14 protein-coding genes and 1 tRNA gene are annotated in these 17367 nt (G+C 41.1%); 9 read left to right on the forward strand and 6 right to left on the reverse strand.

Features of this window, described 5'->3' with window-relative positions; genetic code table 11:
- Both JWQ54_RS10835 and JWQ54_RS10840 read left to right on the forward strand, forming a co-directional pair.
- Positions 1-260: AraC family transcriptional regulator (locus JWQ54_RS10835; RefSeq protein ID WP_299584357.1), on the forward strand; the 260-nt coding region annotated here is incomplete at its 5' end.
- Positions 261-1077: 817 nt separating this feature from the next.
- A complete protein-coding gene (locus JWQ54_RS10840; protein ID WP_299584360.1) occupies positions 1078-1503 on the forward strand; it encodes an Arm DNA-binding domain-containing protein in 426 nt (141 codons plus the stop codon).
- On the opposite strand, the gene JWQ54_RS10845 is transcribed toward JWQ54_RS10840, so the two are convergent.
- Positions 1483-3816: a TlpA disulfide reductase family protein gene (locus tag JWQ54_RS10845; RefSeq protein WP_299584363.1), complete on the reverse strand. Its 2334-nt coding sequence runs from the start codon at positions 3814-3816 to the stop codon at positions 1483-1485. The genes JWQ54_RS10840 and JWQ54_RS10845 overlap by 21 nt on opposite strands.
- Before the next feature lie 333 nt (positions 3817-4149).
- On the opposite strand from JWQ54_RS10845, the gene JWQ54_RS10850 reads away from it, so the two are divergent.
- A complete protein-coding gene (locus JWQ54_RS10850) occupies positions 4150-4308 on the forward strand; it encodes a hypothetical protein (RefSeq protein ID WP_299584366.1) in 159 nt (52 codons plus the stop codon).
- A 7-nt stretch (positions 4309-4315) separates the two neighbouring features.
- Here the strand turns inward: JWQ54_RS10850 and JWQ54_RS10855 are convergent, their stop codons facing one another.
- Both JWQ54_RS10855 and JWQ54_RS10860 read right to left on the reverse strand, forming a co-directional pair.
- A complete protein-coding gene (locus tag JWQ54_RS10855) occupies positions 4316-5212 on the reverse strand; it encodes a DUF5712 family protein (RefSeq protein ID WP_299584369.1) in 897 nt (298 codons plus the stop codon).
- 362 nt (positions 5213-5574) lie between these two features.
- Positions 5575-5919: a helix-turn-helix domain-containing protein gene (locus JWQ54_RS10860; protein WP_299584372.1), complete on the reverse strand. Its 345-nt coding sequence runs from the start codon at positions 5917-5919 to the stop codon at positions 5575-5577.
- Positions 5920-6020: 101 nt separating this feature from the next.
- Between JWQ54_RS10860 and JWQ54_RS10865 the strand changes: the two genes are divergently transcribed.
- The 3 genes from JWQ54_RS10865 to JWQ54_RS10875 all read left to right on the forward strand — a co-directional run bounded on the left by JWQ54_RS10865 (position 6021) and on the right by JWQ54_RS10875 (position 8510).
- Positions 6021-6617 (forward strand): short chain dehydrogenase, encoded by a 597-nt coding sequence (locus tag JWQ54_RS10865; protein ID WP_299584374.1) that lies wholly within the window; start codon positions 6021-6023, stop codon positions 6615-6617.
- A gap of 89 nt (positions 6618-6706) precedes the next feature.
- Positions 6707-7363 (forward strand): NAD(P)-dependent oxidoreductase, encoded by a 657-nt coding sequence (locus JWQ54_RS10870; protein ID WP_299584378.1) that lies wholly within the window; start codon positions 6707-6709, stop codon positions 7361-7363.
- Positions 7364-7532: 169 nt separating this feature from the next.
- A complete protein-coding gene (locus JWQ54_RS10875) occupies positions 7533-8510 on the forward strand; it encodes a c-type cytochrome (RefSeq protein WP_299584381.1) in 978 nt (325 codons plus the stop codon).
- 170 nt (positions 8511-8680) lie between these two features.
- Here the strand turns inward: JWQ54_RS10875 and JWQ54_RS10880 are convergent.
- The 3 genes from JWQ54_RS10880 to JWQ54_RS10890 form a co-directional block, all read right to left on the reverse strand.
- A tRNA-Pro gene (locus JWQ54_RS10880) sits at positions 8681-8754 on the reverse strand.
- A gap of 62 nt (positions 8755-8816) precedes the next feature.
- Entirely contained in the window at positions 8817-10082 is a 1266-nt protein-coding gene (locus tag JWQ54_RS10885) for a hybrid sensor histidine kinase/response regulator (RefSeq protein WP_299584384.1), read from the reverse strand.
- On the reverse strand, positions 10067-15715 hold the full coding sequence (locus JWQ54_RS10890) for a HAMP domain-containing protein (protein WP_299584388.1): 5649 nt from the start codon (positions 15713-15715) through the stop codon (positions 10067-10069). Before JWQ54_RS10890 ends, JWQ54_RS10885 begins: the two co-directional genes overlap by 16 nt.
- Positions 15716-16162: 447 nt before the next feature.
- Between JWQ54_RS10890 and JWQ54_RS10895 the strand changes: the two genes are divergently transcribed.
- Genes JWQ54_RS10895 through JWQ54_RS10905 form a run of 3 tightly spaced genes read left to right on the forward strand, consistent with a single transcriptional unit; the run spans position 16163 to position 17351 of the window.
- Positions 16163-16486, forward strand: a complete 324-nt coding sequence (locus JWQ54_RS10895) for a metalloregulator ArsR/SmtB family transcription factor (protein ID WP_299584391.1) — start codon at positions 16163-16165, stop codon at positions 16484-16486.
- Positions 16487-16492: 6 nt separating this feature from the next.
- On the forward strand, positions 16493-16960 hold the full coding sequence (locus JWQ54_RS10900; RefSeq protein WP_299584394.1) for an SRPBCC domain-containing protein: 468 nt from the start codon (positions 16493-16495) through the stop codon (positions 16958-16960).
- A 7-nt stretch (positions 16961-16967) separates the two neighbouring features.
- Positions 16968-17351, forward strand: coding sequence for a DoxX family protein (locus JWQ54_RS10905; RefSeq protein ID WP_299584397.1), 384 nt, complete (start codon positions 16968-16970; stop codon positions 17349-17351).
- Positions 17352-17367: the final 16 nt, after the last annotated feature.

Genomic DNA, 17367 nt, shown 5'->3' on the forward strand with positions numbered 1-17367 from the left:
TGACCAATACCTCTTTTAGCAGGTATTTTAAAACGCGTGTATATAAATCATTTTCAGATTTTCTTAAAGAGATCAGGATTGAGTACGCCTGTAAATTACTTAAGGAAGAAAAATTGAACATTGACCGTATAGGGTATGAATGTGGTTTTCAAACCTTATCTAATTTCAATAAACAGTTTAAAATGGTCATAGGCAAACAACCACATCAATACAGAAGCGAATATGTGAAAGTAGCCGTTGATGCTTACAGGGACTTTTAGGATAAACGGCCTTATCCGTACATTTGTTAATGCCGGCCCACAAAGGCGAAGATGACGTATTACATGAGATCAGCGAAGGACTGCATGAAACAGTTCGAGATCATGCATCCGACCATTCAAATTGTGTATAATGAAAACAATAAGGGTTATCGAAAGGATTGTGTAAGTGCAAATAGAATCAATGCGCTTAAAGAACCAACGATTTTTAGGGCATAGCAGCATGGAAAGCACACAGATATATTTGTTTATAATTCCTGCTGTTGCAAATATGGCTACAGAACCTTGTAACACCTAGTGACTATTCAAATATAGCATTATTATTAAAAAAAAATCGAGAGTTCGAATCCCTCCCTCTCTGCTGTTGTTACTCATAACTAATTTAAAATCAATTAGTTGGTGATTTTTGTTTTTGTTATGGGGCTAAGTGTGGGGCTAATAATTTAAAAATGTAACGATGTGATATTGCTGTCTTACAAGCAAAGGGTCACTGGTTCGAACCCAGTAACTCCCACTAAAAGGGAATTCAAAGTTCTCCAAAAGCCTGTAATCGTATGATTTACAGGCTTTTATGTTTTAAGCCCTGCCAAATCAAACCAAAGAATTTCAAAGTTTAGGATACCTATTCGACTACCTGTTTTTAGTTTTTTACATTTGAGGTATTCAAAAGTGGCTTATTTAACTGTAATACAGTTACTTACAACATTAAAAATTAGCTTAAAAAGCGCGTTTTTTAAGCATGTTTGAGGCCGTTTTCGATACCAACTTAATGTTTGAAACAGGTCATATTTGGCGTATTTTATTACTAATCAATAAGTTCATGAAAACAACACAGTCATTTGGTATTGATTTCACAATTCGTTCCGATAAAAAAAAGGATGGAAAATCCCCTATCTACGCATGTATTACCGTTAACAGCAAAAAGTGTTTTTTTGCCGTTAAGCAAAGTATTGATTTAAAAACTTGGGATAATCGTAAAGGGCTGCCAAAAGGCAGTAAAGAAGAAGCCAGAGCGATTTCGTCTTATTTGGAGAACCTTCGTCGCACTTTAGGCAATATCTATCAGCAGATGCTTCTGAAAGGCGTGTACTTAACAGCAGAGGCGGTAAAGGACAATTATTTTAAGACAGAGATTGCTATCTATAAACTTTCAGATCTTTTTCAGTACCATAACGAAACTGCATTAGCTACGATAAAGGCAATTACGCTATTCATTGAAAAAAAACTAATTGTTAACCAGTTTTAACAACTTGGTTTTAAAGTCGTCTTCCTCAGGTCGCATGGCGTTTACATCAACTACCGCTCCGTTTTTATTTACCAGCGCGTAATGGGGTATGCCATCGATATTAAATTTGCTGGCTAATACGTTCCAAACATCAGTGCTCACACGGTAATGCTCGCCCTTAATGTTTTTTATTACGTTATTGTAAGCATCCACCGGAGATGATTGGTTGGTAATATATAGGAATACTACATTTTCATTTTTCAGATCCTCTTTAATAGGCGCTATGGTTTCAATACCCATGCGGCAGGGAACACACCAGGTAGCCCAGAAATCGACATATATGGCTTTACCTTTATATTTTTTTATAATTTCTGCAAATGCGCTGTCGACAGGGGTTTTTGGGGTTTCGTTGGCAACAGACTCTCTAATTTTTATACTGGCCGCAATTTTATCACGGACTTTTGTATTCTGATCAACAAGCGCCTGGTACAAATAAGGGTATTTATAATCTGGCTTAATTGCTGTTAATTGCTTTGTCGTTAACGGAATATAGGTATGGTCGATATTTTCAGACCCGATTTGTAAATTCATTACTTCTAATGCGAAACTAATATCTTTTTGTGCTACAGCGGTTAACTCACGTTTCCGTGAACTTTTTAGTTCCACCGTAAATTTTTCACTTAGTTGAACACTATCTTTGGCAAAAATGGCTGAGATAACAGAATGGTTTTTTTTATAAACGGCATTAATTACATCCTGATCATCTGAATTTGCCACGGAATCCATTGCGGCCAGTGCTTGTTTTTCTTCAGTGCTTAATGAAGTTTTGTTTTTTAATTCGGCAACGTATAACGATAAAATTTTTCTATTAACACTAACCAATATAATGTCCAGATATTTCAAACTTCTAATAAAATTGCCATAATCATTTGATACAACGTCCGCCTGGCTGTTTATATCAATATACTTAAGGAAGCTTAAATAAGTCGAGTCTAATTTTGCAGGAGGTATTGCATTAGTACGTTGTGTGGTTGGTATATTATGTTTTTTACGGTAAGCATCTTCACGTAAATAATTTACCTGTAGTAATCGTTGCGCAGCCTCATAATTAATGTTCAATACCGTAAGTTCATAACCCTTTTTGCTTAAATTGTGGTCGGCCCGATATTTTTCAAGATCGGCTAATTTGTTAGTCCGTTTGTCAAGTACAGCTTTCTTAAAAAGGTTTATCTCAAGGTCGGGATTATTGTCGAACACTTTACTGTAATCAAAAAATGTCATATATCTTGTCGCGTCAAGTTCATAATTTAAACGGGCGTTATCACCCATATAAGCCATGGGCAGTGACTTTTTTGTAATGTCGATAAACTGGAAAAGGTGTTTGCCTGGTTCAATAAAAACATTCGAATTAAAGCAGGGGATCCTTATAAAACACTCCTCAGGGTAGTTCATCGGCATCTTTGCCGAAAAGCTACCGTCGGCAGCTATGCTGATTAGGTAAGCATCCTGCCCGCCGGTTACAATATTATTAATAATTATCTGGCCTGTTTTATAGCCTAATTTTGACGAGTATCCATTTATGTAACCGTTATAATAAGCCGTATCATTTTTAAATACCGGTAAAGTAAATCCCTTACCGTCAGCAGCATACTTCATATCGCCCGGTTTGTCCCTTAATAGCTGCATGATTTTTTTAGTTTCCCCGGCATATATCCCGGTGGTATCATGTTTTACATACAACTCGCGGATATCCTTTCCGTGCTGCAATTTAATATCAATAATATTGCCGTCAGTTTTAACTTGTCCGTAGTTCCATACTGTATTATCATAAACAATTTTATTGTCGTAAAGCCCCAGTAGCCATTGTTTGCTGCCCTCGGTTTTGAACCAGTTACCCATTAAAGCAACAGGTATAACCGCCTGTTTTTTAACCGCCATCAATTCAATATCTACTATCTTAAAGCTGTTGTCGCTATCACTTTCTATGTAATCGATTTTTGGTGTATTTGGGTCAATAGGCGGAAAAGATATGGTAAAAGAAACTTTTCCGTTTTCAGGAGTGAATTGCTGGTCAAAAGGCATTCCCGAAATGGATTTAGCCACCAGTTTTTTATCGGCGGCAACTATATAAGAAGCGGACGATATACGGAACCAGGTTCCGGGCCAGTATTGGGCACTAAAATAAAGTGTGGTTGCCGTATCGCTCACTGCGACTTTGTCAATGGTTATTTCCTTCGCATTGGTTGCGCCTATTGCAGGCAGCATAACATTTTTTTGTGCCATTGCGCAAAAGCAGGATAAAGCAAGGCAAATAGATAAGGTGGTTTTTTTCATTACAAGGTTTAAGTATTTGATTTTGGAAGCATTAACGCAACTGGTTTAGTTCTATTTTATGCGCTTATGTTAAAACAGATGTAACTATACAAATTAAAAATATATAATGTTATAATCGTTTTCTAAAAAGGTGACTTAAAAGGCAATAAATGCTGTTTTAAGGCTGTAATTTAGAGCCAAATACCGCTCGCTTCATACGTTTCGTTATATTAACCTTGCTGTCAATACGTACACTTGATATTTCCTTGTATTGTAAGCCTTTCTTTTAACTCAGAAACTACATTTTTTTGCCTTTTAAGTCAACTTTTTAGAAAACGATTATAAGATATACCATTGTTAGCATATAGCCAAAAGCAGGTATGTTATGAACGACAGCGAAATTCATTCCTGCTTGTGCGGCAGCGAGGCTGGCGGCGGAATGAAACCCGCCGCCGCGATGGCCTGCGTGGTGCAATGCAGCCGCTTGCCGCATCTGTGTGGGTATTCGCCTAAAATCAACTTACATACCTAAACCCTGGCTTTGCTCGGGCCTCTTTTTTCTTTTCCTGCCTTCCGGGATGTTTGGCATATCTTTTTCTGCCCCGTTGTCGAATAATTTATCGAATATACTCCGTTGATGGTGAGATTGCTGGCGTTCTTGCTTTACGGTCTGTTCTTCCTTTCGCTTTTCTTTCATTTCCTGCCGTTCCTCATAATCTCCATGCTTTAGGGTATTGGCATATTTAAAAGTTTCTTTTAGTTCCCGCTCATAACTAAACATTTTATCAAACCGTTTTTCAGTTGCCTGTTTGAACGCCACACGGTCAAACTGTCCCACCTTTAGGCTATGCGCCTGGTTCTTACCCCTGGAATTATTCAGGGGACTAAGTTTTATACTGTTACTGGCATCTTTCCGACTGACAATAATTTGAACGTGCATCTGTTCGCCGGGTTTCTGATCGCCTTTTTTTGTATGGCCGTTTTTTACTTCTTCATCTTTGTAGGTATAATATCGGTGATTTTCCAGCTTACCAAAATACACCAGGTCTTTATTGCTGTTAATATTGTTACGCTTAAAGTTCAGGGCGTAATCATTCATCACCTGGTTAGCGTATTGTTTCAAGTGTTGTTTAGCACCGTCTTCACCATACTGTTCCTTTAGGTAGCTAATTTCCTTTTCACTCGGACTGATATTGATTAGAAAAAACTTTGTTTCATCTCTGGATAGTTTGGCGATGTTATTATCAATGGTATATCGCACATCATAAGGCTGTATATTGTTTCGCTCATGGTTAAACCAGTATTCTGGCTGATTAAGCTTTTCAGCAACACGGTTTTCCTTTTCTAAATAAGTAACCAATTGCCCGCTACTGCCTTTATTGTTACCTGTCTCATTTTGTGCGATATTGATATACATGGTTATAGCTATTACATTACAAGTTCTTTACCTGTTGCCGTACATGGCAGGTATAGAATTAATGACTGATATACAGCATTTTGAACTTGTAAAGTAACAAATAAATAACACTAAGATGTTATTTACTCAATATAATTGGCAAATAAAGCCATACTTAATTTTTAGTTTTAAGTTTCTGAGGCTAATAATAAATAAATTTATTTCAATCCCTCCCTCTCCACTAAAAACTTCGGTACTACCGAAGTTTACTCAACAAAACCCGCTTATTTTCATAAGTGGGTTTTTGCTTTTTTCTCCAGAACGTGCAAAATAGTTCGATACAGGTCCCGTCAACATATTTAAAATCTATGCTTATTATGCTCTTATGTGGCTACTGTATTCTTTTTACCCCATTCGGCTAATAGCTGCATTACATCATTGAGCGACATCCCCTTTTCAGTGAGGGTATACTCCACCTTTGGCGGGACTTCGGCATATACCTTCCGATTGATGATACCGTCAGCCTCCAGTTCTTTTAAATGCCTGGATAATACCTTTAGTGCTATACCTTCAATTGTTTTATGAAGCTCACCAAATCGTTTGGGGCCTGATAATAACATCCAGATAATAACGGGTTTCCACTTGCCGCTTATGATATTAATTGATCCTATTATTGAGCAATCACAATCCGGCTCTACTTTTTTTTCAATTATTTTTTCTGCTATCATGCTGATAATGTGTATTAGTGTCTTTAATGTCAATACTTGACAAATGTGACATTACTTGACAAAAGTAAAGTTATGGATTAGTTTTGTTAAAAAAAGTGAATATGAAAATATTAATTATAGGTGCCGCAGGTACCATTGGAAAACACGTAACCGCCGCATTACAAAAAGATCATGAAGTAATTAAGGCAGGTTCAAAAAGTAGTGATATACAGGTAGATATATCGTCAACCGAGTCGATAGAAAACTTTTATCAACAGGTCGGAAAATTCGACGCCTTAATTTGCGCTGCCGGGGATGCACAGTTCGGGCCGTTGGCATTTATGAAGGATGCTGATTTCAGGATTGGCGTGAACAGTAAATTGATGGGCCAGGTTAACCTGGTTTTGATTGGCCAGCATTACATTAATCCGAAAGGGTCGTTTACTTTAACATCAGGTGCATTAGCCGATGATCCGATTGTAATGGGAGCAAACATCAGTACGATGAATGGAGCGATCAATGGATTTGTAAAGGGCGCAGCAATAGAGCTGGAGAACGGGGTGCGTATCAATGCGGTGGGTCCTGATATAGTTGAAGAATCTACAGCCTATTTTTCATATTTCCCTGGACATGTTCCGGTTACCATGAGCCGGGTTACACAGGCTTATATCAAAAGCGCTTTGGGCGGACAAACCGGTCAGATCTATAAAGTATTGTAACAGGCACTCAAAAATTAAAAAAATAAAATAAAAAGATAAAAATGGTTTGTGTTCAATAAATGAATTAACAAACAAGTAAAATAAATATTATGAAAATACTCATTTTAGGGGCCACCGGTAGAACCGGTCGTCTTATTGTTGAAGAGGCACTAAAGCACGGCTATGATTTAAATGTTTTGGTGCGAGATAAAAACAAAATATCCTTTAGCTCAAAATCAATTAAAGTATATCAGGGAACACCTACCCGCATAGCGGATTTAGCGGCTGCAATGCAAGGCTGTGATCTGATAATAAGTGCTTTGGGTATCGTCAGAGCCTCAGATGCTCCCTGGTCTAAATTAATAACCGCCAAAAATTTCATATCTGAAAGCATAAAAAATGTTATAGCTGAAGCGGATCAACAAAGCCTGAAACGTTTAATTACAGTCTCTGCGTGGGGTGTTGGGGATACCAAAATGGAGATCCCTTTTTGGCTCAGATGGTTAATTAACTATACCAACCTCCGCCCCGTCTACGCGGAACACGAATTAGGGGAAAAACTATTAGCAAATTCAAACTTAAACTGGACGGCTGTACGGCCTGTTGCCTTAAATGATTCCAATAAGATAAAAACTTTAAAGGTGAGTTTTAATAACTTACCTAAGCCAAGTTTATATATCAGCAGGCAAAGTGTAGCTAAATTCATTGTTGATATCGTGAAATCCGATAAGTACGATATGAAAAGACCAACTATTTCTGAAAATTAATAAGGCTGGGAGGTGCCAACAAAAGGTCTTATCGGTGATAAAACCTACAAGGGCAGCACCCTGCATCAGTAACTAAGGATTTGGTTAGTGAAAAAATTAGCAGAACATCCAAGGGTCTCCGCCTTGTTTTTTATGTCGTTAAAACATATAAGCTCAAAATTAGAATAGTATGAAAGCAGTAAAAGTAATTGGATTTATTCTACTTGGGTTGTTGGTAGTAGTGGCTGCCGCCGGGACTTATGTAAAAGTGGCATTACCAGACACAGGCGCAGCTCCTCAAATTAAAATAGAACGCACAGCGGAACGAATAAAACGCGGCGATTATTTAGCCAACCACGTTTCTGCTTGTATGGACTGCCACAGCACTAAGGACGAGAGTTTGTACGGGGGCCCGGTGGTGGGCGGCTTCGGGGCTGGAGGCGAAAAGTTTGATCAGCAGATGGGCCTTCCCGGCAAGTTTTACGCATCTAATATAACCCCTTATAAATTATTTAGTTGGACAGATGGCGAAATATTCAGGGCGCTGACTACCGGGGAGAACAAATTTGGCAAAGCCATCTTTCCACTAATGCCCTGCGATCATATAGGGCAGATGGATAAAGAGGACGTGTATAGAATTATTGTTTATTTGCGTTCAATTTCTGTAATTAAAAAAGACATACCGGCGTCAGAAATTGACTTTCCGGTCAACTTTATAATTAATACCATGCCGCATAAGGCCAATTTGGGTAAGCTACCATCGGAAAAGGATACCATCAAATATGGCGCTTATCTCGTTAACGCAGCGGCTTGTGTAGATTGTCATAGTAAAAGGTATCATGGGGATATAATCCCTGGAACGCAGTTTGGCGGTGGAATGGAATTTAAACAGCAAGGCGGTGTTGTACGTTCTGCAAATATCACACCGGATAAATTAACCGGCATTGGATCATGGAGTAAAGAGCTATTCATCCAACGATTTAAAAGCTTTGAAGGTAAAGAAGAGCAAGCTGCTAAGCTTAATCTCGGCGATCCACAAATACCAATGCCGTGGTATTTGTATGCCGGAATGAAGGCCAACGATCTTGCAGCAATATATGCTTATTTGAGAACTGTTAAACCAATCAAGAATCAGGTTATTGCGTTCAGAAGTTTTGAAAGCTTGTGAACCCGCTCCTTTATAGTTTAGAAAATCAATTTGTTTTGATGGACTTTTTTTTGAAAGGTGGCAGGACTTCGAACCGATACCGTATTGATTTACAGCAAGTTAATATCTGTCAAAAATGATTGAAAAAAAACCGCCTTTAAATCTCTTTAAAGGCGGTTTTATTGGTATCGTCGGGATGGCAGGATTCGAACCTGCGGCCTCCACATCCCAAATGTGGCGCGATACCGGGCTACGCTACATCCCGAAAATTTTACTTTCAGCCGCAAATATAGTTTTTTTGTTGGTTTTGAATTGGTGATAATCGGGCTATTCCTTTATGGGTATTGTAAACCTGAAAGTTGTCCCTATACCCTCGGCGCTTTCCACATCGATCTTGCCGCCATGCTGAGTTACGAAATCGTTGACCAGGAACAGGCCCAGACCGCTGCCCGTTTCATTATTGGTGCCTGAAATTGAATTAAGGCTCACTTTATTAAACAACTTTTCCCGCATATCCATGGCCATGCCCACACCTGTATCTTCTACAAAAATGCAAACCCTATCTTGTTCCAGTTTGGCATCAATGGTAACAGAACCGCCTTGGGGTGTATATTTAATGGCATTGGTTACCAGGTTCTGAACAATTGACCGTAACATTAAAGAGTCAGCCTTTACATAAATATCCTGCGATGTTTTATTCTCCAGTTTAATTCCCTTATGCCCGGCAAGAGCCCTTAAAAGCTCTAATGCATCTTCAATCCGCTCTTTAAGGCAAATCAATTCAGGATTAAACTGCACCTGCTGACTTTGTTTTTTAGACCAGTCAATAACTTCATTCAACTGAATAAGCAGTTTATTAGAAGTACGATAAATGATCTGCGAAAGTTGTTTGATCTGATTTGGGCTCAAATTTTCTGCATCTTCATTTAATTTGCCGGATGAGGCGAGGAGAGCGGTAAGCGGGTTGCGCAGGTCATGAGAGATAAGTGACAGGAACTTATCTTTGGATAAATTGAGTGCTTTTAATTCATGGTTCAAGTTTTCCAGTTCCATTGTACGATCCAAAACCCGCTTTTCAAGTTCGTGGTTCAGCTGCAACAGATCATTATTGATCCGCTGCACTTTTTCCTCCTGTTTTCTTAAAAGCTGGTTCTTTCTGTGTAATTCGGCAAATACAGCAACTTTAGACCTCAATATTTCCGCATTAAAAGGCTTTCTTATAAAATCAACAGCACCGGCCTGGTAACCCTTAAACATCGATGCCTCTTCATAATCATGCGCTGTAATAAAAATGATCGGGATATGCTTTAACTTGTCGCGCTGATAGATCAGGCCGGCAGTTTCATATCCGTCCATAGTAGGCATTTTCACGTCCAGCAGAATGAGAGAAAAATCCTCCTCCTTTAACAATATACGTAGCGCTTCCCTGCCAGATAAGGCCTTAACGAAAACATAGTTTTCTCTTTCCAGAGCCACTTCCATGGACAATAAATTGTTCTCATTGTCATCAACCAACAGGAGCTTTATGACAGAGTCTGGCACTGATTTTTCACTTTCCATTACTTTTTCTTTGAACACTATTTGATCAGCCATACGCGCATTAATGACAACAACTGGTCCGTTTTAACTGGTTTGGTAATATAATCTGATGCCCCCGAAGAAATGCACTTCTGGCGGTCGCCGATCATCGCTTTGGCGGTTACCGCTATAATCGGTAAAGTTTTATTGCGGGGTTCTTTACGGATGATCTGTATGGTTTCATAGCCATCCATCTCAGGCATCATGATGTCCATCAGCACAATGTCTATCTTTTTATCATTATTCAATATTTCCAGCGCATCCCTGCCGCTTTCAGCCGTGATAACTTCGATATTCGATCTTTCGAAAACGGCGGTCAGCGCAAACAGGTTTCGCACATCATCATCTACAACCAGTACCTTTTTCCGGTCAAGTATATCGGTTTTATCCCGGATGCCATCAATCAATTTTAATTTGCCTTCGCTGATATACTTTTTATTAATATGGAGCAACACCAACATTTCCTCCAGCAGGTAAATATGAGATGAAGGCGTTTTGGTAATTACTTTGTGGTTGAGCCGCTTTAACTGGATCTGCTCATCCTGTGTGAAATCGCGTGCTGAGTGCAGGATAATAGTGGTTTGCGGCTGTTTTAACAGATTGATCTTATTTAAAAGATCCAAACCATTGGCATCAGGCAATACAAAATCAAGGATGATACAATCAAACAGCTCCTTTTTTAAAACAGAAAGCGCTTTTTTTGCAGTAGCCGCACCAAATACTGCTATTTGATCATTAGCCAGTAGGTCAGACAGCCTTTGTAATTCGGTTTCATTGTCTTCTATCACCAATACCCGTTTTTTTGTATGTTCATTGAAACTTACAATTCCGTTGATCAGTTCATCCAGTGAGTTGTTTGATAAGGGTTTCAAACTAAATGTTTTTGCACCAAATTTCATGGCCATTACCTTGTTATCCTCTCCAGAGATCACATGTACCGGGATATGCCTCAAATTAATATCGGTTTTTAGTAATTTGAGGATCTTCCATCCGTTTGACTCCGGCATATTTACATCAAGCGTAATGGCAATGGGGTTATATTTAATAATGCTGTCGAAAATTTCCAGGTAACTGATAGCGACCACCACTTTCAGGTTTAGATCATGCCCCTTATCGATTAGGATCTTGGTAAACCGGAGGTCGTCCTCTATCACCAGCAGCACCCGGTCTTCGGCCACAATATTGTGGCGGTCATCATCTATGACCAATTCGGCTGTATCGATCAGGTTAGGCCGCAGATGCGAAACCGGATAGGCTTCTTTCACTTTAACCGGGATTAATTTCTCTTCGTTATACTTTAGTGGTAAGTATAAAGTAAACACGCTTCCTTTACCTAATTCGCTGCCTACGGTAATAGTACCACCTAAAAGCTCAGCAAAACCCTTACTGATGGATAATCCCAAACCGGTGCCACCATATTTGCGGCTGGTAGAACCTTCGGCTTGCTGGAAGGCCTCGAATATAATGCCCTGGGTGTTTTTTGAGATCCCAATACCCGAATCTTCAATAGAGAAAGCAATAACCGACTCATTAGTGCTTAACGGATTTTCATGACCAGGCCCCGGCCTGAAAATATGTAATTTAACCCGGCCCTTTTCAGTGAATTTAAAGGCGTTGGAAAGCAGGTTTTTAAGGATCTGGTTCAAACGCTGCATATCTGTTTCCATCAGTTCAGGAAGCCCTTCCTGCACATCGATCTCAAACTTAAGGTTCTTAGCTTCAGAGATCGGCTTAAAAGTAGATTCGGCAAAAGCAGCGATCTCCTTAAAGCTTACCGGCATTACATCGGCAGCGATAACGCCTGATTCTATCTTGGAAAGGTCAAGGATATCATTGATCAATTGGATGAGGTCGTCCCCGCAGGAGTGGATGGTTTTGGCGAACATCCTTTGTTTTTCGGTCAGGTTTCCTTCCGGATTTTCGAATAACTGCTGGGCAAGGATCAATAAACTGTTAAGGGGGGTACGCAGCTCGTGCGACATGTTGGCCAAAAACTCCGATTTATATTTGGATGTAAGTGTCAGTTGTTCTGCTTTTTCCTCTAACGAACGGCCCTTGTCATGCAGCTCATCATTAGCGCGCCTTAACTCTTCCTGCTGGGAGGAAAGTTCACCGGCCAGCGATTGTGATTGGGATAACAATTCTTCCGTACGGGTATTGGTTTCTATATTGTTTAGTACGATACCGATGCTTTCGGTCAGCTGATCCAAAAAGTCGATGTGTGTATCACTAAAATTCTCGAATGAAGCTAGTTCGATAACAGCTTTTATATTGTTTTCAAATAGCACAGGTAAAATTACCAGGTCAATTGGTGCGGCACTGCCAATGCCCGAACTGATCTGGAGGTATTCAGTAGGTACGTTAGACAGCCTGATCCTTTCTTTGTCAGTAGCGCACTGCCCAACCAATCCTTCACTAAGCGAAAACTCCTGGTTTATTAATTTCCGGCTTTTCTGTGCATAGCCTGCAAATAGCTTTAGTGTAGGTTCGTCTGAGGCTTCAGGCTGTTCCAAAATATAAAACGCGCCATAACGGGCATTTACCAGTTCGGCTAATTCTGATAATACTTTGTTGGCCACCGCATTCCTGTCGCGCTGGCCCTGCAGCATCTGGGCAAACTTAGCCAGGTTAGATTTAAGCCAATCCTGTTCGTGATTACGTAACGTTGTCCCTTTCAGGTTGGCGATCATCTGGTTAATGGTATCCTTCAGGGCTTCCAGCTCACCTTTGGCTTCCACCCGGATAGTCCGGGTAAGGTCACCTTTTGTTACCGCCGATGCTACCTCGGATATGGAACGCACCTGGGTGGTAAGGTTTTGTGCCAGCTGGTTTACGTTCTCCGTTAAATCCTTCCACGTACCGGATGCACCCGGTACGCTGGCCTGGCCTCCTAAACGCCCCTGCACACCTACTTCACGCGCAACGGTTGTTACCTCATCGGCAAATACAGCAAGTGTATCAATCATTTCGTTAATGGTATCGGTAAGCTGCGCCACCTCGCCCAAAGCGTTAATGGATAAGCGTTGTTTCAGATTGCCTTTTGCAATACCGGTTGCTACTTTTGCAATACCCCGGATTTGCCCGGTTAAATTGGATGCCATCTGGTTTACCGAATCCGTTAGATCCTTCCAGGTACCGCCTACACCTTTTACATGCGCCTGGCCGCCAAGCTTGCCTTCGGTGCCCACCTCCCTTGCCACACGGGTTACTTCCGATGCGAAAGAGTTGAGCTGATCTACCATGGTATTAATGGTGTTCTTTAAATCCATGATCTCACCTTTTACATCGATGATCACCGTTTTAGAAAGGTCACCGCTTGCCACCGCCTTGGTTACTTCTGCAATATTCCGTACCTGCGAGGTCAGGTTACTTGACATCTGGTTCACCGAATCCGTTAAATCCTTCCAGGTACCTGCAACCCCGGGTACAAAAGCCTGGCCGCCAAGGTTACCATCCGTACCTACTTCACGCGCCACACGTGTTACTTCAGATGCAAAGCCACGCAGCTGATCAACCATCGTATTAATAGTTTCCTTTAGCTGCAAAATTTCTCCGCGTACGTCTACCGTAATTTTCTTTGATAGATCACCATTAGCTATCGCGATAGACACATCGGCAATATTACGTAACTGTGCAGTCAGGTTCCCCGCCATTTTATTTACTGAATCCGTTAGATCCTTCCACGTTCCATCTACACCCGGTACGTTGGCCTGCCCCCCTAATTGTCCTTCAGAGCCTACCTCACGCGCCACACGTGTTACTTCGGAAGCAAAAGCCCGCAGCTGATCAACCATTGTGTTGATAGTATCTTTTAGCTCAAGCAATTCTCCTTTGGCGTTTACGGTGATCTTGCGTGAAAGATCGCCTTTAGCTACCGCTGTTGTTACCTCGGCAATATTCCGCACCTGCGAGGTCAGGTTATCCGCCATTTTATTCACAGAGTCGGTTAAATCCTTCCAGGTTCCGCCTACACCCGGTACGTTTGCCTGCCCCCCTAATTGTCCTTCCGAACCAACCTCACGGGCCACACGTGTTACTTCCGAGCCGAATGAGTTGAGCTGATCTACCATGGTATTGATGGTGATCTTTAACTCCAGCATTTCACCCTGTACGTCTACCGTTATTTTTTTTGATAAATCGCCTTTTGCTACTGCGGTTGTTACTTCAGCTATATTGCGCACCTGGCCTGTTAAGTTACCTGCCATCTGATTTACAGAGTCTGTCAGATCCTTCCAGGTACCACCTACACCGGGCACATTTGCCTGGCCTCCCAGCTGCCCCTCTGACCCTACCTCGCGCGCCACACGGGTTACCTCGAAAGAGAATGAGTTAAGCTGATCCACCATCGTATTGATCGTGTTTTTTAATTCCAGGAGCTCGCCTTTTGCGTCTACCGTAATCTTTCGGGACAGATCCCCCTTTGCTACCGCCGTGGTAACCCATGCAATGTTACGCACCTGGTCGGTAAGGTTACTGCCCATTTGGTTTACTGAATCCGTCAGGTCCTTCCAAACCCCGCCTACTCCTTTTACCCGTGCCTGGCCGCCCAATTTACCTTCTGTACCAACCTCAAGTGCCACACGCGTTACTTCTGATGCAAATGAGTTAAGCTGATCCACCATCGTATTGATGGTCTTTTTCAGTTCCAGCATTTCTCCTTTTACGTCTACCGTGATCTTTTTAGAAAGGTCGCCATTGGCCACCGCGGTGGTTACACCCGCTATATTTCGTACCTGGGAGGTTAGGTTACCAGCCATCCGGTTCACGGAGTCGGTTAAATCCTTCCAGGTTCCGGCAACTCCGGGTACTTTGGCCTGTCCACCCAGCTTACCTTCGGTACCTACTTCCAGCGCCACACGGGTTACTTCGGAAGAGAAGGAGTTAAGCTGATCCACCATGGTATTGATCGTGTTTTTCAGCTCCAGGATCTCGCCTTTTGCTTCTACCGTTATTTTCCGGGAAAGGTCACCTTTTGCTACCGCCGTAGTTACCGCCGCCACATTACGTACCTGGGCGGTCAGGTTCCCGGCCATCTGGTTTACGGAGTCGGTTAATTCAGCCCACACCCCTGCTACCCCTTTAATTTTGGCTTGCTCACCTAATTTGCCTTCAGAGCCCACCTGGCGTGCTACCCGGGTTACTTCCATTGAAAACAGCTGCAGCTTGGAAAGCATCTGATTGGATTCTTTTGCGATCCGCAAAAATTCTCCCTTTAAGGGATGTCCTTTTATCTCTAACGGAATATGTTTAGACAGATCGCCATTAGCTACCGAATTGATCATGCCGGCTATTTCCAGCGTTGGAGAAGTTAGGTCTTCAATCAGGTTATTTAACGAATTTACGCCACCGGCCCATTCACCTTTAGCATCCGGTAATTCAATTCTTTTTGATAAATTTCCTTTTTTCCCAATCGTAATTTCCGCTGAAGAGATCTCTGTCACCAAACGCTGATTCATTTCAATAATGTCATTCAGCACTTCGCATATCCGCCCGTTTATCCCGGCCTGGGTAACCGGCATTCTGACATCAAGCTTTCCGTTTTTAACAAGTGAAAGAACGCTTAAGAGCTTTTTTACATCAAGAGAGTCTTCAATGCCGTTGAGGTGGGGTGTTTCTTTTTGCTTTAGGCCAAGCACATCTTGTTCCATTAATTTTTAAGTAATGTTTTCGGTTAATAAATATCTATGTTGTGTCCCGGCAGTTTACACCCTATAAAACGGGCGCAATTACCAAAATATTAGTAAATATATATATAGAAATATTATTATGAAAATTCAATATGGCAGAAGCCAGAAAAAAATATAGACTTAACAATATTTGAGAATGTTTGTTTAAACAAAGGCTTTTAAATCTAATGAAATCTGTAATATTATTACATTTTGCTGACCACCAATGAATAACGGCAGAAGGTTTTTCATAAAACAAGTCGAGTTGTTTCGTCAATTTTACCGTTGGCAGCAAGGCTAAACAACCGCGCAGCCAACGCCTTACCAACACAGCTCAAATCAGCTTCATTTTGCCTTCCTTGAAAATTTTCTCAAAAAATTTGCGTAGTCAAATAACTACATATATGTTTGTAGCCAAATAGCTACGCAATGAACTTAAGACGAGACGTATTTCAAGCCATCGCCGACCCGACCAGGAGGGCAATACTGCTGTTGGTTGCTACGCAAACCATGACAGCAGGGGCGATAGCCTCAAACTTTGACACAGCCAGACCAACCGTTTCAAAACACCTGCAAATACTCACCGAGTGCGAGTTACTGGAACAAAAACAAAACGGAAGGGAAATTTACTATCACATTAATGCAAAAAACATGAAAGAAGTAGCTGACTTTATTGAACCATTCCGCAAAATGTGGGATGAAAGGTTTAACAAACTCGAAACCATAATGAAACAATACAAATCCAAAAAATAGAATAATATGGAACAAAAAACAAAAATCAATGCCGAAGATGGCAAACAGGACCTGCTGATCACCAGGGAATTTGATCTGCCGTTGGAATTACTTTTTAAAGCTTATGCAGAGCCCGAAATTATTGAGCAATGGATGGGAACGAAAGTGCTGAAACTTGAAAATAAAAAGTACGGCGGCTGGCAATTTGAAACAACAGACCCCAAGGGGAACGTGGTATTCCAGGCCAGTGGGGTGATCCACGAGTTTAGCCCGAACCGGAAGATCACACGGACATTTGAGATGGCGAACACACCTTTTGGCGTACAGCTTGAGATAACAGAATTTGAAAAGCTTACCGATGACACCAGCAAAGTGAATATGCACGTAATATATGAATCGGTTGCAAAAAGAGACCAGGTGCTGGCTTTACCCTTTGGCCAGGGAATAAACTGGGCACATAACCGATTGCAAGAGATATTAAGCAAACTAAAATAATTGAAAAATGGAAAAGAGAAAGCTAATTTGGTATTGGATAATTACCGTAATATTATCCTTTTGTGTTTTTTTGGGCGGACTGGCACAGGCTATGCAGGTAAAAGGGGTGATACAGGGTTTTAAACCCCTTGGGTATCCTACTTACTTTATTTCGATTATTGGCGTTTGGAAGGTATTGGGCATAATTGCGATATTAATTCCGAAATTTAAATTGCTTAAGGAATGGGCGTATGCAGGCATATTTTTTGTCCTGACCGGTGCGGTGATCTCGCATATTGCCAGCAGTGATGTGTCAATGCAAATAATTGCCCCGGTTTTACTGGCCGTTTTTACCGTGTTATCGTGGTATTTGAGGCCGGCGGATAGAAAAATCATTTCAGTTAATCAATAAAAGAATAGGATGAATC

Origin of the sequence: Mucilaginibacter sp. (assembly GCF_028288225.1) — a bacterium.
In the GTDB taxonomy this organism is placed as follows: Bacteria; Bacteroidota; Bacteroidia; order Sphingobacteriales; family Sphingobacteriaceae; genus Mucilaginibacter.